This window comes from Aliiglaciecola sp. 3_MG-2023, from assembly GCF_030548205.1.
GTDB lineage: Bacteria > Pseudomonadota > Gammaproteobacteria > Enterobacterales > Alteromonadaceae > Aliiglaciecola.
Window position 1 is genome coordinate 80,108 of sequence record NZ_JAUORV010000012.1, and the last position, 24,408, is coordinate 104,515.

Annotated in this window: 17 protein-coding genes; 10 read left to right on the forward strand and 7 right to left on the reverse strand. The window is 43.1% G+C overall.

The genetic code is table 11. From position 1 onward, the window contains the following. Window positions 1-72: 72 nt before the first annotated feature. Complete coding sequence (gene rlmE, locus Q4574_RS14375; protein ID WP_303474840.1) at window positions 73-693, forward strand: 23S rRNA (uridine(2552)-2'-O)-methyltransferase RlmE; 621 nt, start codon at window positions 73-75, stop codon at window positions 691-693. A gap of 19 nt (window positions 694-712) precedes the next feature. Here rlmE and fdxA read toward each other — a convergent pair whose 3' ends face one another. Continuing rightward, the gene (fdxA, locus tag Q4574_RS14380; protein ID WP_303474841.1) at window positions 713-1,036 is read right to left on the reverse strand and encodes a ferredoxin FdxA; all 324 of its coding nucleotides are present in this window, start codon (window positions 1,034-1,036) and stop codon (window positions 713-715) included. A gap of 210 nt (window positions 1,037-1,246) precedes the next feature. Here fdxA and Q4574_RS14385 point away from each other — a divergent pair, with 210 nt between their 5' ends. From Q4574_RS14385 to Q4574_RS14400, 4 genes are all read left to right on the forward strand, one after another. Then, complete coding sequence (locus tag Q4574_RS14385) at window positions 1,247-2,878, forward strand: NAD(P)/FAD-dependent oxidoreductase (RefSeq protein WP_303474842.1); 1,632 nt, start codon at window positions 1,247-1,249, stop codon at window positions 2,876-2,878. A gap of 39 nt (window positions 2,879-2,917) precedes the next feature. Beyond that, the gene (locus Q4574_RS14390) at window positions 2,918-4,150 is read left to right on the forward strand and encodes a TMEM143 family protein (RefSeq protein WP_303474907.1); all 1,233 of its coding nucleotides are present in this window, start codon (window positions 2,918-2,920) and stop codon (window positions 4,148-4,150) included. A 384-nt stretch (window positions 4,151-4,534) separates the two neighbouring features. Further along, window positions 4,535-6,334, forward strand: coding sequence for an acyl-CoA dehydrogenase C-terminal domain-containing protein (locus tag Q4574_RS14395; RefSeq protein WP_303474843.1), 1,800 nt, complete (start codon window positions 4,535-4,537; stop codon window positions 6,332-6,334). A gap of 102 nt (window positions 6,335-6,436) precedes the next feature. Further along, window positions 6,437-8,011, forward strand: a complete 1,575-nt coding sequence (locus Q4574_RS14400) for an AMP-binding protein (RefSeq protein WP_303474844.1) — start codon at window positions 6,437-6,439, stop codon at window positions 8,009-8,011. Between the two features lie 20 nt (window positions 8,012-8,031). Here the strand turns inward: Q4574_RS14400 and Q4574_RS14405 are convergent, their stop codons facing one another. Beyond that, the gene (locus Q4574_RS14405; protein ID WP_303474845.1) at window positions 8,032-8,973 is read right to left on the reverse strand and encodes a helix-turn-helix domain-containing protein; all 942 of its coding nucleotides are present in this window, start codon (window positions 8,971-8,973) and stop codon (window positions 8,032-8,034) included. Window positions 8,974-9,275: 302 nt separating this feature from the next. Here Q4574_RS14405 and Q4574_RS14410 point away from each other — a divergent pair, with 302 nt between their 5' ends. The 5 genes from Q4574_RS14410 (at window position 9,276) to Q4574_RS14430 (ending at window position 17,473) form a co-directional block, all read left to right on the forward strand. Then, a complete protein-coding gene (locus tag Q4574_RS14410; RefSeq protein WP_303474846.1) occupies window positions 9,276-11,627 on the forward strand; it encodes a TonB-dependent receptor in 2,352 nt (783 codons plus the stop codon). A 105-nt stretch (window positions 11,628-11,732) separates the two neighbouring features. Further along, window positions 11,733-13,391 carry a class I adenylate-forming enzyme family protein gene (locus Q4574_RS14415; protein ID WP_303474847.1) on the forward strand — a complete coding sequence of 553 codons (1,659 nt, stop codon included), beginning with the start codon at window positions 11,733-11,735 and terminating at the stop codon, window positions 13,389-13,391. 50 nt (window positions 13,392-13,441) lie between these two features. Beyond that, the gene (locus tag Q4574_RS14420) at window positions 13,442-14,929 is read left to right on the forward strand and encodes a carotenoid oxygenase family protein (protein WP_303474848.1); all 1,488 of its coding nucleotides are present in this window, start codon (window positions 13,442-13,444) and stop codon (window positions 14,927-14,929) included. Window positions 14,930-14,956: 27 nt separating this feature from the next. Beyond that, window positions 14,957-16,198: an acetyl-CoA acetyltransferase gene (locus tag Q4574_RS14425; protein ID WP_303474849.1), complete on the forward strand. Its 1,242-nt coding sequence runs from the start codon at window positions 14,957-14,959 to the stop codon at window positions 16,196-16,198. 288 nt (window positions 16,199-16,486) lie between these two features. Continuing rightward, window positions 16,487-17,473, forward strand: coding sequence for a helix-turn-helix domain-containing protein (locus tag Q4574_RS14430; protein WP_303474850.1), 987 nt, complete (start codon window positions 16,487-16,489; stop codon window positions 17,471-17,473). A 13-nt stretch (window positions 17,474-17,486) separates the two neighbouring features. On the opposite strand, the gene Q4574_RS14435 is transcribed toward Q4574_RS14430, so the two are convergent. The 5 genes from Q4574_RS14435 to Q4574_RS14455 all read right to left on the reverse strand — a co-directional run bounded on the left by Q4574_RS14435 (window position 17,487) and on the right by Q4574_RS14455 (window position 23,870). After that, window positions 17,487-18,671, reverse strand: a complete 1,185-nt coding sequence (locus Q4574_RS14435; protein WP_303474851.1) for a CaiB/BaiF CoA-transferase family protein — start codon at window positions 18,669-18,671, stop codon at window positions 17,487-17,489. A 72-nt stretch (window positions 18,672-18,743) separates the two neighbouring features. After that, window positions 18,744-19,673, reverse strand: a complete 930-nt coding sequence (locus Q4574_RS14440; protein WP_303474852.1) for a nitronate monooxygenase family protein — start codon at window positions 19,671-19,673, stop codon at window positions 18,744-18,746. A gap of 118 nt (window positions 19,674-19,791) precedes the next feature. Next, complete coding sequence (locus Q4574_RS14445; RefSeq protein ID WP_303474853.1) at window positions 19,792-21,012, reverse strand: thiolase family protein; 1,221 nt, start codon at window positions 21,010-21,012, stop codon at window positions 19,792-19,794. Next, window positions 21,009-22,718, reverse strand: coding sequence for a phenylacetic acid degradation protein PaaN (paaN, locus tag Q4574_RS14450; protein ID WP_303474854.1), 1,710 nt, complete (start codon window positions 22,716-22,718; stop codon window positions 21,009-21,011). Before paaN ends, Q4574_RS14445 begins: the two co-directional genes overlap by 4 nt. 3 nt (window positions 22,719-22,721) lie before the next feature. Next, window positions 22,722-23,870 carry an acetyl-CoA C-acyltransferase gene (locus Q4574_RS14455; RefSeq protein WP_303474855.1) on the reverse strand — a complete coding sequence of 383 codons (1,149 nt, stop codon included), beginning with the start codon at window positions 23,868-23,870 and terminating at the stop codon, window positions 22,722-22,724. Window positions 23,871-24,408: the final 538 nt, after the last annotated feature.

A 24,408-nucleotide genomic window follows, 5' to 3' on the forward strand; every position in this document is an offset into this window, starting at 1 on the left:
GTAATTTGCAAATTTGCTGTGCCAGCTTACAATAAGCGCCGTTTAAACCTTCTAAAATAGCAGACTCACTTTATGGCACGCTCTAAAACCAGTAAAAAATGGCTGGACGAACACGTTAACGATCCCTACGTTAAAAAAGCACAGATTGACGGATATCGTTCCCGTGCAAGTTATAAGCTGATTGAAATTAATGAAAAAGATAAATTAATTCGCCCTGGCAATATTGTTATGGATCTAGGTTCAGCTCCTGGTGGGTGGTCACAAATTGTCGCGCCTTTAGTCGGTAAGAAAGGCCGTGTAATTGCCTCTGATATTTTACCAATGGATTCAATCCTGGATGTCACTTTTATCCAAGGAGACTTCACCGAAGAAGCGGTTTACGAGCAAATTGTTGCTGAGCTAGACAATCAACAAGTCGACGTTGTAGTTTCTGACATGGCGCCCAATATCAGTGGCGTGAATGCTACCGACCAATACAGCTCTATGTACCTAGTAGAATTGGCATTAGACATGGCGCGCAATGTTCTTAAACCTGGTGGTAGCTTTTGTGCAAAGGTGTTTCAAGGTGTGGGCTATGAAGAATACCTAAAAGACGTGCGCAGCTCTTTTAACAAAGTCGTTATCCGTAAACCCGATGCCTCTCGCCCTCGCTCACGTGAAGTGTACATAGTGGCAAAAGGGTTTAAAGCATAGCGGTGGTTTTGGCTAACCATTAACGCTCTAGCAAAGGCAACTTGTCGACAACACCGTTCCACTTGTCCGCATCTTCTGGGGGAGCTTTTAATTCAGTGATATTTGGCCATTCTTGGCTCAACTGCTCATTCAATTCTAAATATTGGAGTTGATCGGTTGGTAGTTCGGTATCTTGAAAAATCGCATCTGCCGGGCATTCAGGTAAACAGAGCGCACAATCAATGCAAATTACCGGATCAATCGCTAAAAAGTTAGGCCCTTCAAAAAACGCATCAACAGGGCATACAGCAACACAGTCGGTGTATTTACATTTGATGCAATTGTCGGTCACTACAAAGGTCATTGAAAGTTATTTTGGTTAGGCTGAAAATATGCCGACAAGTTTAAAGAAGCACCATAAAAACACAAGTTTCTTTGAAAAATTGTTCTGGCAATCTTTGTCTACCTGTTTTCAACGCAAATAGAATTTAACAGGGCTATCTATCATAGACTAGCTGATTTAAAATATCGCGCCCTGACAGAAAGGCTGTCCGGCGTTTAAAGAGTGTGTATTATGTTACGTTTAACGGATATTAAATTACCCCTAAATCATCAAGAAGAGGCGATTGAGCAAGCAATTCTCAGCAAACTCAAGATCACCCCAAGCCAGTTAATATCCTTTAATATGTTTAAACGAGGCTATGATGCGCGCAATAACAGAGACATTCAGCTCATCTATACCCTTGATGTGGAAGTCAAAAACCAATCTGAACTGCTTGAACAGTTTGAGCAAGATCCACAAGTGCGTATCACTCCCGACATGCAATATAAGTTTGTCACTCAAGCACCTGATAATTTAGCTGAGCGCCCAGTCGTTGTTGGACTAGGACCTTGTGGTTTATTTGCAGCATTAATTTTAGCCCAGATGGGGTTTAAGCCGATTATTCTGGAACGGGGGAAAGAAGTGCGAGAGCGGACCAAAGATACCTTTGGTTTCTGGCGTAAAAAACCACTTAATCCAGAATCAAATGTGCAATTTGGAGAAGGTGGAGCGGGTACTTTTTCCGATGGCAAACTCTACAGTCAAGTAAAAGACCGCAAACATTACGGTCGAAAAGTGCTACATGAATTTGTCGCCGCGGGCGCACCTGAAGAAATCATGTATGTCAGTAAACCCCATATTGGCACCTTTAAATTGGTCAATATGGTTGAAAAAATGCGTGAAAAAATTATTTCTTTAGGCGGTGAATTTCGCTTTAGTACAAGAGTAGAAAAACTCGATTTAGCCCCACAAAGTGAAGGTTATAAATTGAAAGGTTTACACTTAGCTGGAGGGGATTATCTTAGCTGTAAACACGTAGTATTAGCCGTTGGCCATAGTGCAAGGGACACCTTCACCGCACTGTATGAACAGGGTGTGCATATTGAAGCCAAGCCATTTTCAGTAGGTTTTCGAATCGAACACGAACAAAGCATGATCGACAAATGTCGATTCGGTGATAATGCCGGCAACCCTATTTTAGGTGCGGCAGACTACAAATTAGTACATCACTGTAAAAATGGTCGTACTGTGTATAGTTTTTGTATGTGTCCAGGTGGCACTGTTGTGGCTGCTGCGTCTGAGCCAGGAAGAGTCGTCACTAATGGAATGAGTCAATACTCCCGACATGAACGCAACGCCAACAGCGCCATAGTAGTTGGCATTACCCCTGAACAGGATTATCCCGACCACCCATTGGCAGGTATTGAATTACAACGTAGTTTAGAGGATATGGCTTTTGCAGTAGGCGGTGAAAATTATCATGCGCCGGCACAATTAATTGGTGACTTTTTGGCAGGAAATGCCAGTGCAGAATTAGGCGATGTTAAACCTTCATATACGCCAGGCATTACGTTGACGGATTTATCCAAAGTGGTACCAGACTTTGTTACCGAATCCATTCGCGAAGCAATTCCAGCGTTTAATCGTCAAATCAAAGGATTTGCTAAAGCGGATGGTTTACTCACTGGCGTCGAAACTCGCACCTCATCACCTATTTGTATTAAACGCGACAAAGATTATCAAAGTGTTAACGTAGCAGGTTTATACCCTGCGGGCGAAGGTGCAGGTTACGCTGGAGGCATTTGGTCTGCTGGCATAGATGGTATCCGTGTAGCCGAAGCTCTGGCATTAGCCATGGTTACCAGTGATGCGAAACCAGAATAAATACAATTAACAGGCCATTCCCCTTTTATGCAGCAAAGTATTAAAAAAGATCGGTTCATCCCGTTAAGAAAAGCGGATCTTATCAACGCCTGTTTGCAACAAGGCCAACTCAATGAACAAGATAAAAATGCATTCATAGATTTGTGCCACATACTGGTGAGCACTTTGCATTTTGAATATCATCAAACCCTTGAAATATTAAAAGATAGCTACGCGCCCTTTGATCCTAACTCTGACACCCTGCCCGTCCATTCAACCACTAAACAATCCTTAGATAACAAACAACAGGTTTTTGCGCAAACGTTTGCACAGGTATTAAATGCGGCGAACTTTGAAAAAGTGACCGAACAAGATTTGCAAGAGGCTTTACATGAAGCGTCTTTATTTAAAGTTAGACTGGAAGTGGAATTTGAAGACTTCGCAGAAGTGGTGTTCTATCGCCGAGGGGAATACCAAAAAACGGAAACCTTGAGGAAGTTTTGGGGCTTGAAGAAACAACAAGTCAGCTTCACCAATTATGACAAAGTGGCCGTTTATATAAAGTTTAAAAATGCTGACTACTTTGCCTCAAAGAAAATGAAACCCCTTAATTTTGAACCGAATTCTACCATCATAAAGTTATTCCAAAATGTCCCAAAAGCCGATTTAGAAATGCTCTTCCCAAACAGCGAAGTGCGCATGCGCACCTTAGATAAAGCCATTATTGGCGGCTCTGCATTAGTCGGTGGAACCGTGGTATTGGTAACAAAATTAGGGGCGTCATTGTTACTTATGGCAGGATTGATCAGTTATTGGATTGGTTTATCAGATAAAGCCGTCACCATTGGCACACAAGAACTTGTCGCCCTTTGCGCGGGTGCAGGCGTGATTGGAGGCTTTATCTTTAAAGAATGGAGTAAATTCAAGAATCGCAAATTAAAATTTATGAAAGCACTGGCGGATAACCTGTATTTTAAAAACCTCGACAACAACGCCGGAGTATTTCATCACTTAATTGATGCAGCTGAAGAGGAAGAGTGTAAAGAAGCCATACTCGCCTACTACTTTTTACTGATAAATACACAAGCGATCAGCAGCGAGCAATTAGATCAGCAAATTGAACATTGGTTTGCTCAGCAATTCGACTTTGAAATTGATTTCGAGATAGAGGATGCGCTAAATAAGTTGCATCGCTTTGGTCTTATTGAAAAATATAACAACCTATATAAGGCCGTTTCTCTCAATCAAGCCCACAGCCAACTCGATAAACAGTGGGATAGTATCTTCAGCTAGCCAGTAAAGTAAGGCTATTCTGAATTAGCCTAGCTTTCCCCTATTCGAACCAGTTAAGCCCGCGCAAAATACAATAATTAATTTATTTATCAAAAACTTAAACCTCAAAAAATATAGAATCAGGGCTCGTTGTACAGCTTATCAAGACTTGCTTTTATCGCCACTAAAACCTCACAAAGTTAATATAAAGTAAATAAATTTAAACTTATTTAACATAGTTACTTGCTTTAATAGACTCATCAAATTAACATTACTTGCATTAAAGAACTTAGTGGTTATTGTGGCCATCTGTTCTTCCGATATGTTTTTCGAATAGAAAGTAAGCCAGCTTCAACTTGTTTAAGGTTAAGCCTGATATAAATTAAAAATTCTGGAGTAATCTCAATGCCATCTTATAAAGCTCCTCTTCGTGATATCCAGTTCGTTACAAACGACCTACTTAAGTTCACTGAGCATTATCAAAATTTGAATAAAGATGTGGGATTAGATCAGTCTATGCAGTGGGCTATCATTGAAGAAGCTGCAAAGTTTTCTGAACATGTCATATCGCCATTGAATGCCGTTGCGGATCAGCACGGTTGTCAGTGGAGTGCCGATGGGGTTACTACCCCACCAGGTTTCAAAGCAGCTTATCAACAATATTGTGAAGGGGGGTGGCCATCGTTAGCAATGCCTGAAGAATATGGTGGTCAAGGTTTACCAGAATCTATGAATGTCATTGTCAGTGAACTTGTGTGTAGCGCTAGTGTTGCTTGGTCGGGTTACCCTGGTTTACGTGAAGGAGCAATAAAAACGCTAGTCAGTTATGGCACCGAAGAACTTAAAAACACTTTTCTCCCCAACTTAGTTAGCGGCAAGTGGACTGGCACCATGTGTTTAACGGAATCCCATTGCGGTACTGATTTAGGTCAATTAAAAACCAAAGCCACACCCGTAGCTAATGATGAATATATCCTCAGCGGAACAAAAATCTTCATTTCCTGTGGGGAGCACGACATGGCAGAAAACATTGTGCATATTGTGCTGGCCCGATTACCCGGTGCCCCTGAAGGTACGTCGGGGATCTCACTGTTTGTGGTACCAAAGTTTTTAGTCACTGAAGAAGGTAAAATAGGCGCGAGAAACAAGGTTGGCTGTGGTTCCATCGAACATAAAATGGGAGTACATGGGTTTGTTACCTGTGTAATGAACTTTGATGGCGCTAAAGGTTATTTAATTGGCCAGCCCAACAAAGGCCTTGAAGCCATGTTTACCTTTATGAATTCAGCTCGGTTAACAACAGCCTTACAAGGATTAGTCCATTCTGAAGTGGCCTATCAAGGTGCTGTTCCCTACGCTAAAGAACGATTAGCTATGCGCTCTTTAAGTGGTGTAAAGAATCCTGAGGGGCCTGCGGATCCTATTATTGTGCATCCAGATGTTCGTCGCATGTTACTCACCATCAAGTCTTTGGCTGAAGGCTTTAGAGCCTTTGCATATTATGTTGCTCAGCAACTCGATATCGCTGAGCTGGGGCAATCAGAACAACAACGACATCATGCCAAACAACTATTAGCGCTGCTCACGCCAATCTGCAAAGGATTTATGACAGAGCTAGGCTGTGAGGCAGCCCATCACGGCGTGCAAGTATTTGGTGGCCATGGCTACATTAGAGAATGGGGCATGGAGCAAAATCAGCGTGATAGTCGCATATCTACCTTATATGAGGGTACCACTGGTATTCAGGCCCTTGATTTGATTGGCAGAAAAGTGATGGGCTCTAAAGGCAGCTTATTAACCAACTTTACCGATATCGTATTAGAGTTTTGTGAATCCCACCAATCAACTGAAAATATGCTGGAGTTTATCGGGCCACTTAAGCAATCAACCCATGATTGGTTAGAATTAGCCAATACAATAGGCAAATCTGCTGGTGCAGATGCTGATGAATTGGGTGCCGCATCAGTGGATTTTCTAATGTTTTCTGGGTACACCGTTTTAGCCTATTTCTGGGCAAGAATGGCCTTAGTGGCATTCGACAAACAAAAACAGGGAGCTCAGACACATGATCGCGATTTTTATAACAGTAAAATCAACACTGCACGTTTTTATTTTCAACGAATACTTCCCCGCACTGCCACTTTAAAATTAACCATACAATCTGGTGCGCAAAATCTAATGGCAATGGATACTGAGCAGTTTTAATCACCCGCTAACATATACAAGTATCCATTGATGCTAGCAGGCCGATGGATCACTTCCAGTGTTATTGAAAACCAATTTTAAGATAAGCTTTTTGAGATAAACATGAATTTAAACAATCAAGTAACAACTGAATTAGAAAACGTCACGTTACAATCTGTGTTTAATCAAGGTTGCAAGCAATTTAGTCAACATACTGCCTTTCGTTGTGGCACACAAAGCCTGAGTTATTTAGCCCTTGACCAAGATTCAAGAAATTTTGCAGCTTACATACAAAACTATACGGATTTGCAACCTGGCGATAGAATTGCTTTGCAATTACCGAATTGTCTAGCCTACCCCATAGTTGCTTGGGGAGCACTGCGGGCGGGCTTAATTCTGGTTAATATTAATCCTTTATACACTGCAAACGAACTTCGCCACATCTATCAGGACTCGGGAGCAAAAGCGCTATTCGTTTTAAGCTCTTCAATAGAATTGGTCACTAACTTGGTGAATGAATCTGACATATCAGCACTTTTTTTCTTGCAAAATCAGCCTACAACCTTAGAAAATTTACATGTCGATTGTTGTGAATACGCGGAACTATTATCCCTTGGTAGTCAATCTCAATTCCATCCGGTACCAGCTAAAACTGATGACACCGCACTATTGCAATACACCGGAGGAACTACAGGGCTATCTAAAGCGGCTGTTTTAACCCATGAAAACTTAGTCAGCGCCGCCCACAGCTTTTGGCATACTACAGCGGTGTTTGAAGCGGGTAATGAGGTATTTGCCGCACCTTTACCTCTATACCATGTGTACGCATTTGTAGGCCACATTATGGTTGGAGTTATTTATGGTGTTACCAGTATCTTAATTACTAACCCACGAGATCTGCCCGCCCTATACAACGCCTTAAAAGACACAAAGTTCAGTCTTTTTGTAGGTATCAATACCCTATTTAATATGTTGTGCCACGATCCACAATTTAGGACCCTTGACTTCTCAGGCTTAAAATTCACTTTATCAGGGGGAATGGCTCTGGATCAAAGTGTTGCCTTGTGCTGGGAAGCGCTCACCCAATGCCAAATTAACGAAGGTTACGGATTAACAGAATCTTCTGCAGGGGTGATTATTAATCGCGGACAACACGACTATCGTTTAGGCTCAGTAGGTAAGCCAATGCAAGGGGTTAAGATTAAAATTATCGGTGATAACAATCAAGTTATCGGCCCTGGAGGCAAAGGCGAACTCTTTGTTAAAGGGAAGCAAATTATGAAGGAGTATTGGCACAATCCAGAAGCAACCAAAGCCAGTTTACAAGATGGTTGGCTAGCCACTGGTGATATAGCGACTATGGATGAAGACGGCTTTGTATATATTGTGGATCGTATCAAGGACATGATCCTTGTTTCGGGTTTTAACGTTTACCCTGCCGAGATCGAACAAGTTGTAAACCGCTTAGACGACGTTCAAGAATCTGCGGCGATTGCCATCACATCTAAAGACACGGGTGAGGCAGTGCAATTATTTGTAGTTCGTAAACAAAATAGCCTGACGGAAAGAGACATAATAGATCACTGTCGCAGTAATTTAGCCGCCTATAAAATTCCCAAAATAATTAAATTTATTGATGAGCTACCTAAATCCCCTGTAGGCAAAATTTTAAAACGGGAATTAACCTCGCAAAATTAAATATGAACTGTCGTTCCACTCTATTCCTGATTACTAAAGCCTACCTGTTCAGGCAAGGGCGGAGTTAAACAAGTGGCGCAAATAACATCAACATCTAGATCATGACCACAGGCATTGTGAATGAGTTTAAATGGGCGTTCTATCGGTGGAAAATAATCTAACATCCACTGACGTAGCGCTAAAATTAAACCATATAGCGAAGTCCCCTTTTCGGTTAATTTATATTCATATCGTGGTGGTGTTTGTTGATATAGATTTCGCGTCAATACACCTAAGTCCACCATGAGTTTTAACCGATCCGCTAAAATATTGGTGGCAATACCTAAATTTTGCTGGATATCATCATAACGACTCAGCCCTAAGAAGACACAAGCAACCACTAGGCTGCTCCACCGATCGCCGATGATTTCAATAATATGGCCTAACCGGTGATCGGCGTCAGAGACAGTACTTCCTCTGGAACGCCGCTGTGTATTCATGTTTTCAGCAACATTTCCTGTATAAACAATATCGATGGATTTGTCTTGTACTCGCTTCACATCTTGAAAATGCACTTCTACACGACAATGTCGGCACACGCATATTGGTTTCAGTTCATGTTGAGCCTGGATATTATGCTGTAAAACAGAAGGTAACTTCGTTCCAGAGTGACTCACCCAGTGCGTTTCCCACTCCCAAACCATTAATGCCCAAGGGTAAAGACCAAGTCCTCGGGGCGTGAGTTTGTATTCAAAACGGGGAGGAGTTTGGGTATAAGGTGCTTTATATAAAATCTCATTCTCAATCAAAAACTCCAAACGATTGGTTAAAGTACCACGGGCTATTTTACTAAATTCTCTAAACTCACTGAATCGATGTCGACCTAAAAAAGCATCCCGCAAGATCAAGATAGTCCAGCGATCACCGACAATTTTAAGTGCTCGAGCAACTGGGTTTGTTATTATTTGACTTTCAATATTCATCTACAAACCTTATCTCATCCTATGCCTAAAACCTAGTAAATTAACCTAAATAAAGTTCAATTCCACCTCAATACAAGCACTGAATAGTGCGTAACTTTCATTATAAGTCTTATATATTAAACAATCAGTTAAACTACCCCTTCAACAATAATTACATTATATAAACCTATTTAAACATTTTTTTAACAAAAAGACTTGCATTAATGAACCTACAAGTATATTGTCATATCACTTGCGTTATTAGACTAACGTTTCATTGAGTTTAAACGCATATTTTGGTTCGAAGCATTTAGGAGCAGACGATGCAGATTAATTATAAAAAGAAGCGTGTAGCCATTTATATTTCAGCTTTAATGATGGGATACAGTGTTAACGCAATAGCGCAAGAAACCAATGGGAAAGATGCAGAGTTATCCCTTGAAGTTATCGAGGTCACCGCTCAAAAACGTTCGCAAGGGTTACAAGATGTTCCGATTTCAATTAGTGCCATTTCTGGGGATTTGTTAAAAAGCAATAACATTAACAGCCTAACGGATATGTCGAGCTCTGTTCCTAATCTCAATATCACAAAATCCGGTATTACTAACCAAATCGGTATTCGTGGTATTTCATCAGGCGGAAATAAAGGGTTTGAACAATCTGTAGCAATGTACGTTGATGAGGTGTATTACGGCCGCGATCAGTTGATTCAATTACCGTTAGTGGATTTGGAGCGCGTTGAGATTCTTCGTGGCCCTCAACCCATACTCTTTGGTAAAAACGCTATTGCTGGTGCAATTAGTCTTTCTTCGGCTCGACCAACTGATGATTTTGAAGCGTCTATTTCAACCTTATATGAATTCGAACAAGAAGAATTTAAAACCGTAGGAATTATTTCTGGCCCCCTAACAGACAATCTGAAAGGGCGTTTTGTTGCGTCATACCGAGAGATGGATGGCTGGATTGAAAATGTAACCTTAGATCGCACCGAACCCAATACAGAACAATTGTATTTAAGAGGCATGCTTGAGTGGGATTACGATGACTTAACGATTTTACTTAAGGCAGAAACATCTAACTTCGACACGGCCGGCAGAGCAATTGAAAACCATTCGGCCATTGGTTCATATTCTACCATTTTCAGTGGCGCGCTTTATGTAGAAACCGATGAAGATTACAAATCCCAAAACAACGGGCAAGAAAGTAATAATACGGTTGATACTCTGATGTTAAACGTCGCCTACGATATCAATGATTTTACAATTACCTCAACCACTGCATATCTAAAGTATGACACTGATGAACTCATTGATGTGGACTATACCGGACTAGATTTATTTAATGGTTCCACTCAAGGAGAGCGCTTTAAACAATGGAGCCAGGAGTTAAGAGTTGCCTCCCCCACCGATGGAAACCTCGATTATATAGCCGGTATTTATATTCAAGATAATGAGCTAATTACCTATGACAATGTGCTATTTGGTAGCACCTTTGCTGCAAATCCAGCTTATGTGCCTATTGTTGGTGGTAGTTGGGATAGAGACTTCTCCCAAGACTCTCAAGTCTTTTCCGCTTTTGCACAGCTTAACTGGCGGATCACAGAGCAACTCTCAGTCACTGCAGGAGCACGTTACAGCAAAGAAGAAAAAGACGCTCATCGCGTGCTGAATTTACCAGGCGAAAATACTAGTGGGATTCCTGCAGACGCATTATTTCCGGGCTCTCCCGCTTTTGGTCCCCAAGCGGGTTTCGAAGTCATGATGGGAGCCATAAAAATATATGCTCACGATCTTGAAGGTACACGCAATGAATCACAACTTGATCCATTACTTAATATTCAATACGAAGTTGATGATGATACGCTATTTTATGCCTCATATACCCAAGGTAGTAAAGGCGGTGGTTTTGATATTCGTTCCAATAGCTATCCTGACAATCCGGTCAATCCAGGTTCCTTTGAGTTTGAAGACGAACAGGCAACAAGTTATGAACTAGGTGGAAAATTTGGATTTGGTTATATAGAAATCAATGGCGCCGCTTTCTTCACCCATTATGAAGATCTGCAAGTGACCCAGTTTGATGGCACCGTCGGATTTAACGTGCAAAATGCCGCTGAAGCAGAAATTAAAGGCATCGAAATAGATGGTCGTTGGTTGCTATCAGAATCTTTGGTATTAACAGGTTCGTTGGCTTACCTAGATTTTGAATATCTGGATTTCGACGTTGCCCAATGTGCCCCGGATTTGGTGTTGCCAGATCAAGTGTTGAGCTCCTCCGTTGATGGCTTGTGTAACCTTACTGGTGAACGGGCTATCTACACCCCAGAGTTTTCAGGTAATTTAAGACTGCAATACCAACAAGACATCAGCGATTGGGCTTACATGACCTACAGCTTAAATATGGAGTACAGCGACGAATACAATGCCGGTGTCACTATCGATCCAAATACGATGCAAGACAGCTATACCCGTTGGGGACTTCGCATAGCATTGGCCGACTATGACGACAAATGGCAACTCGCGTTAATTGGCAACAATATTACTGATGAACGCGTCATGACCCTGTCTAATTCATTGCCCTTTTCAACCACACTCACGGGTGGAACAGGGGTTGCCTATTATGGCATTTACGAGCGTCCTAGAAGTGTAGCGGTAGAGTTTACTTATAACTTCTAAGCACAGATTAATTACTCGAATGCCGCCTTATTAAGGCGGTAAATTAGTTGTTTTACTACAGTACAAAGACGTGCAAAAGATACCGAATCCTGAAGAGAAATTAGAATGATTACTTCAACTTTAGACAGAATAAAGCAGTACCACGACTCAGGAGAGTGGAGTGAACTGAAGCTTCATGAATTGTTTGACAAAACAGCCTCTGAGTATCCGCAACGCACAGCGTTGGTTGATCCCATTGATAAACCAAGCCTGACTGGCAATCAACCCCAACGCCTAAGTTACCAGGAGTTGTCACATAAAGTAGAACAGCTCACTGGCGCTTTTTTGCAATTGGGGTTAATCAAAGATGACATTGTGTTGGTACAAATGCCAAACGTGGTTGAGCTCATATATTGCTACTTAGCTGCTTCCAAGTTAGGGGTTATCCTCAGCCCAGTCCCCGTGCAGTATCAAGAAAGTGAACTGCGCACTATTTTGCAAATGTTACAACCCAAAGCCGTTATCACTACAGCAAGTTTTAAACAAACAGAATTGTTGGAAAAAATACATCGCAGCGTGGCGTTATCTGAGTTGAACAGCCCTCCCAAAATATTGAGTTGGGGAGAAGGCAAATCCGACGCTAACTTATATACGATAATGGACAAAGGGATAACCCCTGAGGAATACCAAGCTTATACCCGCCAATACCCAATCAGGGCCGATGATTTGATTACAATTTGTTGGACGTCTGGCACTGAAGGCGACCCCAAAGGCGTTCCCCGTAGTCATAACCAATGGTTAGCCATAGGTAAAGCCACCTATTTAGGCAATCAAATTGAAGATAACGAAACCTTGCTCAATCCCTTCCCGCTTATCAATATGGCCTCCATTGGCGGCATGTTTTTAAGCTGGTTATACAGTGGTGGAAAACTCGTTCTTCATCACCCGTTAAATTTACCCGTGTTCTTACAACAGATTGTCGATGAAAAGGTGAATTACACCCTGGCCCCTCCCACATTGCTCAACACTTTGTTGAAAGATGAAAAACTAAGAAGTGCCATCGACTTTTCGACAATTCGTGCTATTGGTTCCGGCTCTGCGCCTCTTGATGCGTGGATGGTAGACGGATACAAACAATTGTTTAACATAGAAATTGTCAACCATTTTGGTTCAAACGAAGGCATGAGCCTACTATGCGGCCCGAATGAAACTACGTCCCCTGAAAAGCGCGCCCGCCTGTTCCCGCGTAAAAGTGATTTACTTGAAACACGATTAGTGGATGTAAAAACAAACACTGAAATCACTCAAAATGACACCTCTGGAGAGCTACAAATAAGAGGCGCTGGCGTATTTGATGGTTATTTTAAAGCTCCACAAAAAACTGCGCAAAGTTTTACCTCAGACGGATTTTTTAAAACCGGGGATCTTTTTCAAATTTCATCACAAGACCCTGACTTCTTTAAATTTATAGGTCGTTGCAAAGATCTCATTATACGCGGCGGAATGAACATAGCACCGGCTGAACTGGATAATCTATTAAGTGGTCATGAACACATATTAGATGTCGCTGTGGCTCCCTACCCTTGCGAAATAATGGGTGAACGAATTGCCGTATTTGTAGCATTAAAACCACAGAAAAGTCTGACATTAGACGACTTAATTGGCTATTTAAAAACGCAAAACATAGCGTCGTTTAAGCTTCCAGAAAAAATGCATTTGGTAGCTGAAATTCCTCGCAATGCCTTAGGCAAGGTGATGCGCCATAAGCTAACGGCATCACTGTGATAACAGAATGTATTCAATTCGCACCAGAAAACACATAAAAAGGATCTCCCATGAACTCAAAAATGATTAAAGAGTATGAGCAACAAGATACTCCTGAGTGGACCAAAGAAGAACAGCATCTTCATAATGTGAACCCATATTTGCACGGTGCACTAGGTCCAACCTTATTTGAACATACAGTCGATAGTTTAGAGGTTTTAGAAGGTAAAGTGCCAGAGGATTTAACTGGCGTTTACGTCCGTAACGGAGCGAACCCTCGGTTTGCCAGCAAAGGTCCCCACCACTGGTTTGATGGTGATGGCATGTTGCATACCCTTTCCTTTAAAAATGGCAAAGCCAGTTATAAAAACCGTTGGATTAGAACCAAGCACTTTAATATGGAAAGCGAAGCACAAAATGCATTATGGCCTGGCTATGCAATGCCAAGACCGGATCCAAACTCGCCACCAGGAAGTGGCAGTGACTTCTCAATCAAAGATGCGTCCAATACAGATGTGGTTTGGCACAATGGTGCCTTGTTAACCACGTTCTACCAAACAGGGATCCCATACAGAGTAAACCCTGTCACCTTGGAAACTGAAGGCCAAGAAACCTTTAACAGTAAGTTGCCCAGGCAGATGTCTGCCCACTGCAAAGTAGATGACTCTACCGGTGAATTAATGTTCTTCGATTACAACATGGAAGAACCCTACATGACATACGGCGTAGTAGACAAGACAGGACAGCTAACCAATTACATAGAGATCCCTTTACCTGGCGCCCGGCTGCCCCACGACATGGCAATTACTGAAAACTACTCAATATTGATGGACTTACCTCTGCATTGGAACAAAGGTAGCCACGGATTACACTTTTTCAAAGACCGTCCAAGTCGGTTTGCGGTAGTACCCAGACATGGTACTACCGACGATATACAATGGTTTGATGCCAGTGCATGTTATATGTATCACACCGTTAATGCCTATGAAGAGAACGGTAAAATCATTATGGATGGTTGTCGTCAACCGGATCCTATTACACCACGCAAACCTGGAGATGGCGTCATTGAAAGAATGGAATCCGCCGGCACCTGGAAAGACGTAAAACTGTACCGTTGGACGTTTGATTTAGCCACAGGTGAAACCACCGAAGAACAACTTGACGATACCAATGTTGAGTTTCCAATGATCAATGCAGATTGGAAGACTGGTAAAAAATATCGATATAGTTATTCCACCCTCATGCCTAGCGATTCGCTAATTAATTTTAGTGGTGTGTTTAAATTTGATCACCAAACTCGTGAAAAGCAAGTGTATGCCTTCCCCAACGGTACTTGTGGCTCTGAGACTCCATTTGCACCTGCCGATAATGCCATCAACGAAGATGATGGTTACCTCATCAGCTTTTTGACCTATGGGGATTCAGGTGAAAGTGAAGCTATTATTCTCGATGCTAGAAAAGTAGACGCTGGTCCGGTATGTCGCCTCAAAATACCCAGTCGCGTCCCTGTCGGATTCCACGCTTGTTGGGTTAACAGTGAAAAAGCTGTTGGTTTATAAAAATTATTAATCCCTGAAGAGAACAATATGAATGGACAAAACATTTACATTTTAGGCGGTAATCAGACTGATTTCAGTCGTAATTGGGCTAGGGAAAATAAGAGCATATACGATTTATTCGAGAGTTGTTTACAGCAAGGCTTGAAGGATTCTAAAGTACCTGCCGAGGATGTAGAGGTTGCCCACGTTGGCAACTTTGTATCTGACCTGTTTACCGGACAAGCCCAACTTAATGGTTTCTTCGCCCACGCAGTTCCTGAATTTGCGGACATTCCCACATCAAGACATGAAGCGGCCTGTGCCTCAGGCTCTATTGCCTTATTAAGTGCCATGCGTGATTTAGAAGCCGGGCACTATCAGCTTGCCTGTGTTTTAGGTATTGAACTGATGCGCAATGTTAACTCAGCAAAAGGCGCTGAGTATTTGGGCTCTGCTGCCTGGGTAGGTAAAGAAACTGAAGGTTGCAACTATGTTTGGCCGAAAATGTTTGCAGACTTACTCGAACACTATCAACATAGGTACGGCATTGATACGCGACATCTATCTAAAATTGCAGATATAAACTTTACCAATGCTAAACGCAACCCAAATTCACAAACCCGAAATTGGCAATTCTATGAACAAAGTTTTATGGACAACAATGAGTTTAATCCGGTTGTAGAAGGCCGCTTACGGAAACAGGATTGTGGCCAAATAACTGATGGTGCTGCAGTGGTATTTTTAGCCACTGAAAGTTACGCTGCTGAATATGCGAGAAAAAACCATATTCCCCTATCTTCAATACCCAAAATAAAAGGTTGGGGACATCGCAGTGCCCCTCTATTAATGAACCGCAAATTGGAATTGAGCGAACATGATGGATTAATATTCCCCCACGTTAAGCGCACCTTTGCAGATGCATTGTTGCGGGCTAACTTAGAAAGTGTGCATAACTTAGATTTACTGGAAGTTCACGACTGCTTCTCTATGACGGAATACATGCTAATTGATCATCTAGGTTTAACCGCCCCAGGTGAATCATGGAAGGCCGTTGAAAATGACATAATTACCTTTGATGGTGACTTACCAATTAATCCAAGTGGCGGACTCATTGGGCTTGGTCACCCCGTGGGCGCAACAGGAGTCAGAATGATGCTGGATGCCTATAAGCAAACCACAGGGCAATGCGCAGATTACCAAATAGAAAACGCCAATAACGTGGGTATTTTTAACCTTGGCGGAAGTGCCACTACCTGTGCCGCGTTCATTGTCGGAACCGATGAGCACTAATGGGTTAAGCTAAACGGCAAGTTGATTAGCTCTCCCTCAGTTTGTAAAAATAATTTTATTTTTGATTTAGCGCAAACTATTCTTTTTTAACTTTTGTTATAAAACCATATGGAACTAACCTAATTTTAATCTATAGCAATGATAAATTTGAGCCATAATTGCACTGGCAAATGCTGTGTTTAAATTGCAATTTAAGCGCCAAATTAGGAGCTATTATTTATTCCTAGTAACTTTCATAATCACACCTATATAATTGGAGATATGATTTAGATTAGGGATCCGTCAGAAGTGACAATAGATAAGGAACCGACTCATTTGAATAGCCCATCTACCGACGTAAAACTCATTCAAACTTGCTCAATTTGGCGAGCACTTGAAATTATAGGTGATAGCCCGGTTTTGTTGATCATGGAAAGTTATTGGCTTGGCGCTAGACGATTCGACGAGTTCTGCCAACAAACTAAGCTGTTAAAACCCGTGGTGAGTAATCGACTCAAACGTCTAATCGACAAAGGTTGCATGGTCAAAGTCGCATATAGTGAAAGACCAAAACGTTACGAATATAAAGCCACTGAAAAATTCATCGACTTGTATCCCGTTGCCTTGGCGATGTTGCATTGGGAGCGTCAATGGGGGCAAAAATCCGGAAAACTGGAAATCGTCCTCACCCATAAATCCTGTGGCAATATAACCGACCCCTTCCCAGCCTGTGAGTCTTGCGGTACTGAAATTAGTCCTTTAGATGTGAGCTGGGAAACGGGCCCCGGTGCCGGAGAAATGGAAGCGAAATACAGTGCGAGGCGACGTAAAACCTCGAAGTCTGCAAGCAGCACAACCTTACTCGATGATAGTATTCAAATCATAGGTGATCGTTGGGGCATGTTGATATTTCGTTCACTATTTAGTGGCGTCAACCAGTTTCAAGGTATTCTGAAAGCCACCTATATTGCCACCAATATTCTGTCTAACCGTCTTTCAGAACTCTGTGAAGACGGGTTCCTAACCACCACTGAAGTTGCTGGTGATTCACGACGAATTCAATATAAATTGACTAAAAAAGGTATCAGTATCTATCCAATAATACTGACATTGATGCAGTGGGGAGACAAATGGTTACCCTCCCCTGAAGGGCCGCCACTGTTGCTTACCCACACAATATGCGGAGATCCTTTGAAACTCGAAATGATCTGTTCCTGCTGTAAAAAAGAGGTCTACCCAACCGACACATCCTACGCACTGCAAATCAGTAACAGTCGGGGCAAACTCAGTAAATAGCTGAGAATTCCCCTCAAATGATCCCCTTTGTTTTCAATTCGTTAATCTGTTGAGAAGTGTAGCCAACCTGACTAAGCACTTCAGTGGTATGCTCTCCTAATGTAGGGGCCCGTGTAAATTTAGCAACTTTGGTTTTTGAATAACGAATAGGATGATCTGCAATAGGCGCTGGGATTTCTACTCCTGGATATTCGCAATACTGAAACATATTGGCTGCGACAATATGTTCGTTTTCTAGCACCTCACGGGGCGTTAGCATCTCGCCACAAGGTATACCAGCTTGGGTTAATTCAGTTAGCACTTCTTGGTTAGTACGCTGCTCACACCAATGTGACATTCGCTGACCGATAATTTCACCGTGATCACCTCGGGATTGGTCTGAATCAAATCTAGGATCATCTAACCATGCTTCCTCTCCCATTAACCTCGCCCAACGCTTGTAAATTCCTGCACCAACGACTTGTACGGTAATATGGCCATTTTTAGTACGATAGGTATCAGTTGGCGCATTATATTGGCCTCTGGTTCCACTGCCTTGTCGGCCTATGCCACCAATGGCTTCTTCCATTAATGGAGCATTGTTAAAGGTTAAAGCGGTTCCTAACAAAGTGCCTTCAACCATTTGACCTTCTCCCGTTTGCTGACGATGCATCAGCGCAGCTAATGTACCAAAAGCACTCAAAGATGCAGTGCCAAAATCATTGTAAGGAGCAAACGACTTGGCTGGTTGATCTTTACTGCCACTTAAATACATAGCCCCCGACATGGCTTGAGCTACGGTATCGAACCCCCCTCTGGAGGCATAAGGTCCAGTCGCACCAAATGCAGAGCCCGTGGTCAAAATAATATCCTGTTTAATCTCTTTGAGTGTCTCGTAATCAAGACCCAGTTTCTTCAGTGCGGGATACGGCAAATTTGCTACCACGACATCAGCTGTTGCCACTAAACGACGCACTACTTCACGGCCTTCTACTGATGTGGGGTTTAAGGTAATTGCTCTTTTGTTGCGCCCAATCTGAGTATGATATGCGCCTTCACCTTGGTCACTAATTGGCACGGTATACCTGTCTTCACCACCGCTGGGTTTTTCTATACGGATCACATCGGCCCCTAAGTCGGCAAGCAAGGTGGCGCAAAAGGGGCCAGCAATATATCGACCAAAATCCAATACTCGGATCCCATTTAAAATCTTGCTCATAGGGCTATCCCCTTGTTTTATATAATTAAGAAATACTCACGGAAGAACTATCTGTACTTGATATAAGGAGCGTTAAAGGGTCTTGCATTTAAACCGCTCGATAGCTGCATTATATTCAGCGTCTAAATCAGCGACGATATCGGCTACAGATTCAATGGCACGACTGCGTCCTACACCTTGTCCTGCCGCCCAAATATCTTTCCAGCGTTTATTATCTCCTCCCCCTGAATAATCTCTTTTTACGCTATCTGCGAGGGTATCAGGGTCGAGTCCGGCTTTCTGCAAACTTGGTTTCAACCAGGATGCTTTTGTTCCCGTGATAGCTGCCGAGACCATAAGATCATCTGCATTTGCCGCTACTACCATCTCTTTATACTCTGCCTGAGCCATACTTTCTTTAGCAGGCAGAAATCGCGTCCCCATATAAACAAAATCGGCACCTGCAGCGATAGCGCCAGCCACGCCGCTGCCGTCAGAAATACCGCCGCCCACAGCAATATAGCCATCAAAAAACTCACGCACCGCTGAAATAAAAGCAAAAGGCGAGAGTTGACCTGTATGACCACCCGCTCCGGCGCTAATACAGGCTAGTCCATCAACCCCGGCCTGGGCCGCTTTTTTGGCCAGCTTTAAATCCACCACATCGGCAAACACCATCCCACCATAAGACTTTACAGTCTCCATTACAGGTTTAGGTGAGCCCAGTGCTGTGATCACAATGGCCGGTTTATACTTAGCCACAAGTTTTAGCTCTTCTTCCAAACGGGTATAAGTTGAATGGGTAATTAAGTTCATTATCCAAGGTGCATCCTCATAGGTTAAAGCGCTGGATATTTTGCTCATCCACTTATCTAATTCTTCAATGGTGCGGGTGTTGGTAGACGGAAACGCGCCACTGATCCCAGCTTTACATGCTGCAATAACCAATTCTGGACCTGAAACGAGAAACATAGGTGCGCAAAATACCGGTAATTTTAAATTTAACGTTTGAACTTCTTTCATTTATAGCATTCTCTTATTTGTATTTTTAGCCAGTTCACTTATTGCTTCGTTCCGCCTTTGAAATAAGCTTTTTCCTTAAATCTTGGAGGTAGAATGCAGATGGATATCAAAAGTGTATTTACACTTTCTCCAACACAGTTACGGTCGTGACTCCTTCTTCAACACCGAGGAACCCTCCGCCATTTTCTGCCACCCCAATACGCGCTCCTTCCACTTGTCTTGGGCCAGCCTCTGCTCGCAATTGGCTGGTTAACTCGTAAAGTTGGGCGATACCCGTTGCACCAACAGGATGCCCTTTAGCAAGCAGTCCTCCAGATGGGTTAACGGGTACTCTGCCACCAATCTTGAAGTCTCCTTTTCGTAAAGCCGCCCCCACCTCACCTTGCTCACACAAGCCTAAATTTTCAATTTGTACCAACGTCGAAAACGCCGTGGCATCATGAACCTCAATAACATCAATATCTTTAGGGTCAATTCCGGCTTGCTGGTAAGCAAGTTGTGCCCCCCTGCGACTAATGTGATGGGCATAATCAAATTTGTCTCGTGTAATCGTGCTCAAAAGCGCCAATGAACGAATTCTAACCGCCCGTGACAAACCAATTTGTTTTAGAACCCTTTCGCTACATAGAACCATTGCAGAAGAACCATCACTAACAGGTGCGCACATAGCACGGGTAAAGGGTTGAACGATACTTTTATCCGCTAGCACCTGGTCAACGCTAAAGGGAGTGCGGTACTGTGCATTGGGGTTATGTTGTCCATGGCAGTGGGTATTGGCTGCAATACGAGCAAAATCTTCCTGAGTTGAGCCAAAACTATCCATGTGCACCCGCGCTTGAGCGGCATACAAGTCCATAAACAAACTGCGGTCGGGTCCGGGTTTTTCCCCGCCGATGGATACAATATAATCGAGTACACTTTGTTGGTCATGGATATCAGTACCACCAGCAAATGCAGCGGCCACTTTCTCGGGTCGATCTTTGTAAACCATTTTTTCAGTACCAACCACCAAGGCGATATCGAGCATGCCAGCTTTTATTGCTGTCATCGCCTGGTGCACCGCAGTGGAACCAGATGCACACGCATTTTCTACATTGATAATGGGGATCCCTTCAATCCCTGCAGCACGCAACGCAATTTGCCCTCGAATGGTATTCTGCCCTTCCAACATTTGCTGCCGGGTATTCGAAAACCATGCGCCTTGCACTGCTTGTTTGTCGATACCTGCATCCTTCAGGGCGGCCTCCACTGATTGAGTGGTTAATGACTTAACACTCTGTTCAATGTGTTTACCAAAAGGCGTCATTGAGGCCCCAACAATGTACACACTTGGGCTCATGCTGCCCCCTCAGAAATCGGTCGACGTCGTTGGGCAATGCGAAATCGAGAAGCCACAAAAGACAGATCTGCTAAACACGCATTTCCTGCAGGATTCAATCCTGTTACGTGATAATCACTGTAGGCTGCTGCAAAATTGATCCACATAGCACCGGTGAGATTGATTGTTAAGTTTGCGCCAACTTGTGCATACTCATCGACCCAGCGATGAATAAAATCTTCATCGGTTGAATACAAATAACATGAAATGGTGCCCCGGGTGCGTGCCAGTTCAGTGGCTTCGTGGGCGGCATCATCGCCGCTTTGTGCCGCAACAATAAATAATACGGGACCAAAGCGTTCTTCTGAGTACATTTGTTTGTGAGCAGATGTAGTGGAGATCACAAGTGGCGTGAGTGTTCGTGCATTAGGAAAATCAGGATGAGGATATGCTTCCCCGTGCCGTAAGATTGGTAAACCATGTTTGTTTGCCATTGCTTCAGCTTCTTCGACAACATCAAGACTAACTTGCCCTTGAATGGCTCCCATTATACCCGCGGCGAGTTTAGGGTCGTGGCCAATGGCATCAATTTCATTCACAAGGGTTTGTGCCACCTGCTCAAAACTGGCATGGCCATCTGCTGTTTTAATACCATCTTTAGGCACATATACGACTTGCGGACTGGTGCACATTTGCGCCGAAAATAAACTCGTCGCTCGGGCAATGGCACGCATGGATTCAGCTAAATTGTCTACCGACTCCACAACCACGCTGTTTACTCCCGCCGTTTCGGTATAGAGCAGCTTGCGAGTCACAGTGCTTTCCAAATAATGACCGAAACGAGGACTGCCAGTAAAATCGATGATCTGCACATCAGGGTGTTTAATATAGTGTTGTGCAACAGGCTCAGCCAACGTATCGGCCGCCAGAGTGACTAAATTTGGGTCAAACCCAAATTCCGCTAAAGTAGCGCGACAGGTTTCAACCACAATTGCCATGGGTAAAATAGCGATAGGATGCGGTTTAACCACGACCGGATTGCCGGTGGCTAAGCTGGCGAACATAGCTGGATATGCGTTCCAGGTGGGGAATGATGCACAACAAATTACTAATCCAATCCCCCTGGGCACGAGTGTATAAGTTTTGTCTAGATTCACTTCTTCGCGACCGAAGGTTCTATGGTATTGGGCGCTCGGCGTAACATTATCCATTGCAATAGCGGCGTAAGCTAAGGCTTCAATACCGCGATCCAAGGCATTAGGACCTGAACCACTAAAAGCTTGGGTATAACTTTGCCCAGCCACATGCATGACCGAGTGTACCATTTCGAAATTTCTGTCGTACATGCGCTGCGCAATTTCCAGGCATAATGCCACCCGTAAATCAGGGCTTGCTTTTGCCCAACTCGCCATGGCCCTTTTTGCTGATCCAATGATGTTTTCTGGTTCACAAAGTGGGTATGTGATCCCCAGCTTCTGTTGAGTAAAAGGTGAAACTTCCTCACCTGCCCAACCTTTAATTCCGGGCAGATCCAGTGTAAAAGGTTGATTCAGATGCGCCGTAAATGCGGCTTTTCCTAAACTCGGCTTTTCCGGACCATGTATTTTGGTCGAAGGTGAGTCTTTGAATGGACTCCAGCTTTTCCGAGTTTTGACAGCCTCTCTGGCCTGCTCTAGGGTAGTTTGATGCTTTGCGATAATATCAATTGATGTTTGCTGTTCATTCATTACTTATTCCCCTAATCGTTCTACAATCATCGCACTGCCAATACCCGAAGCACCCGCTGCAACCACAAGACCATATCGTCCCTTCGCAACATCTAAGGTGTCTAATAAGGTAGAGAGTAATATTGCCCCTGATGCCCCCAGAGGATGGCCTTTTGCTAAATGCCCCCCTGAAACATTCACCTTGTCAGCAGACACATCAAAATCACGGATAAACTTGACGATGCTTACAGCGAACGCTTCCATGTATTCAATTCGATCCATGTCATTCAATGACAAACCTGAACGGCATAAAACTTTTTCCATAGCAGCGATACCCGCCGTTAACGACTCTGCGGGATCACCGCCAACTTCTGCACAAGCAACGATTCGTGCCCGAGGTGGCGCATCTAAGGCATCTTTAGTTCCCACCAAAGCTAAGCCCGCGCCGTCTGAAATCGGCGGTGCATGGGCAATAGTGTGGCGATGGTCGATATCCCTACCAAGTATGTCTTTATAGTATTTAGCGGCACCTGCAAAAGCAGGCGCTAGTGATGCCAATGACGCTTGAGTTCCAAGGTGCAAACACTCTTCATGGTTTAGGCCATTTACTGCAACTCGTGACGCCACTAGCCCGCTATCTTCTGCAGCTTTTGTGCGTTGTTGAGATCTCAGTGCGGCTTGATCAAGTTCTTCTCTGCTTATCCCTTGATCCTCTGCTAATCGATCTGCAGCAAGTGCAACCAATAAATAGCGACTGCGTAGAGGTAAACTTCGGTCAGTGTAAAAATCTGCTTTATCCGCCATAAATGGAACACTAGACATCATCTCAACGCCTCCGGCCAAGACGGTTTGTGCTTGCCCAGAGTCAATCATTGCTGCGGCTTGAGAAACTGCGGTAAGTCCGGAGACACAAAAATTGTTGACTGAAAACGCTGTGGTGGAATCAGCTAAATTAGCTCGAAACTTCGATACCAATGCAATGTTTCCCCCTTGGGCACCCACCTGGCCTACCGCTCCTAAAATCAACGCCTCTGGATTGATTTCAGTGGCGGTTCGTTGCTGAATCGCCGTCACTAGCTGAGACACAAGTTCGTCAGGCTTCATTGCTGCCAGCGCCCCGCCCTCTTTCCCTTTCGCTCTTGGGGTTCTTACTGCATCAAAAATATAAGCCATATAGTGTTACCTCCTGCTTTCTAACCCATTGAAACATCACCACAATCAATGTTTGTTTTAAATATCCAAGTAGTTGAATCATCATCACACAACTAAGTATATTTACGCAAGCTAAAATGTTAATAATTTGTATATTTGAAATTTTCAGTTAATAAAAACCACATGAATATGGAATAGCAAGGAAGTTAAAAACCAAATTAGAAAAACGATTCAATATATAACTAAGGATAGTGCTAGAAGAGTCCAAAAGTAGATTTTTTTATAATTAAAACAGTTAACTATTATTTTAGTGATGTTTTATTTTGCTATCATGTAAGCTGTTTATTTGCCAATCTAATAACCACTATTGAGCAAGTTAACCGGGTGATTTTTGTCAGAACAAGCGAGTTTGTGAATTGGAAAGATGGCATCCTTTGATAAGGTAAATGACTTATCATAATTTTCAAAAGAAAAATGAAATTGGTTTTAACTTGCAAGTTAAATACAATAAAACGCTACTTTTTGTGCAATAAATAATTTCACTCCCCCTTGAAACGCC

Excerpts from the sequence above, each read along its gene's own strand:
- Q4574_RS14425 (WP_303474849.1), top strand. The coding sequence starts at position 14,957 with ATGAATGGACAAAACATTTACATTTTAGGCGGTAATCAGACTGATTTC.
- Q4574_RS14445 (WP_303474853.1), bottom strand. The coding sequence starts at position 21,012 with ATGAGCCCAAGTGTGTACATTGTTGGGGCCTCAATGACGCCTTTTGGT.
- Q4574_RS14415 (WP_303474847.1), top strand. The coding sequence starts at position 11,733 with ATGATTACTTCAACTTTAGACAGAATAAAGCAGTACCACGACTCAGGA.
- Q4574_RS14400 (WP_303474844.1), top strand. The coding sequence starts at position 6,437 with ATGAATTTAAACAATCAAGTAACAACTGAATTAGAAAACGTCACGTTA.
- Q4574_RS14410 (WP_303474846.1), top strand. The coding sequence starts at position 9,276 with ATGCAGATTAATTATAAAAAGAAGCGTGTAGCCATTTATATTTCAGCT.
- Q4574_RS14385 (WP_303474842.1), top strand. The coding sequence starts at position 1,247 with ATGTTACGTTTAACGGATATTAAATTACCCCTAAATCATCAAGAAGAG.
- Q4574_RS14440 (WP_303474852.1), bottom strand. The coding sequence starts at position 19,673 with ATGAAAGAAGTTCAAACGTTAAATTTAAAATTACCGGTATTTTGCGCA.
- rlmE (WP_303474840.1), top strand. The coding sequence starts at position 73 with ATGGCACGCTCTAAAACCAGTAAAAAATGGCTGGACGAACACGTTAAC.
- Q4574_RS14435 (WP_303474851.1), bottom strand. The coding sequence starts at position 18,671 with ATGAGCAAGATTTTAAATGGGATCCGAGTATTGGATTTTGGTCGATAT.
- fdxA (WP_303474841.1), bottom strand. The coding sequence starts at position 1,036 with ATGACCTTTGTAGTGACCGACAATTGCATCAAATGTAAATACACCGAC.
- Q4574_RS14395 (WP_303474843.1), top strand. The coding sequence starts at position 4,535 with ATGCCATCTTATAAAGCTCCTCTTCGTGATATCCAGTTCGTTACAAAC.
- Q4574_RS14455 (WP_303474855.1), bottom strand. The coding sequence starts at position 23,870 with ATGGCTTATATTTTTGATGCAGTAAGAACCCCAAGAGCGAAAGGGAAA.
- Q4574_RS14405 (WP_303474845.1), bottom strand. The coding sequence starts at position 8,973 with ATGAATATTGAAAGTCAAATAATAACAAACCCAGTTGCTCGAGCACTT.
- paaN (WP_303474854.1), bottom strand. The coding sequence starts at position 22,718 with ATGAATGAACAGCAAACATCAATTGATATTATCGCAAAGCATCAAACT.
- Q4574_RS14420 (WP_303474848.1), top strand. The coding sequence starts at position 13,442 with ATGAACTCAAAAATGATTAAAGAGTATGAGCAACAAGATACTCCTGAG.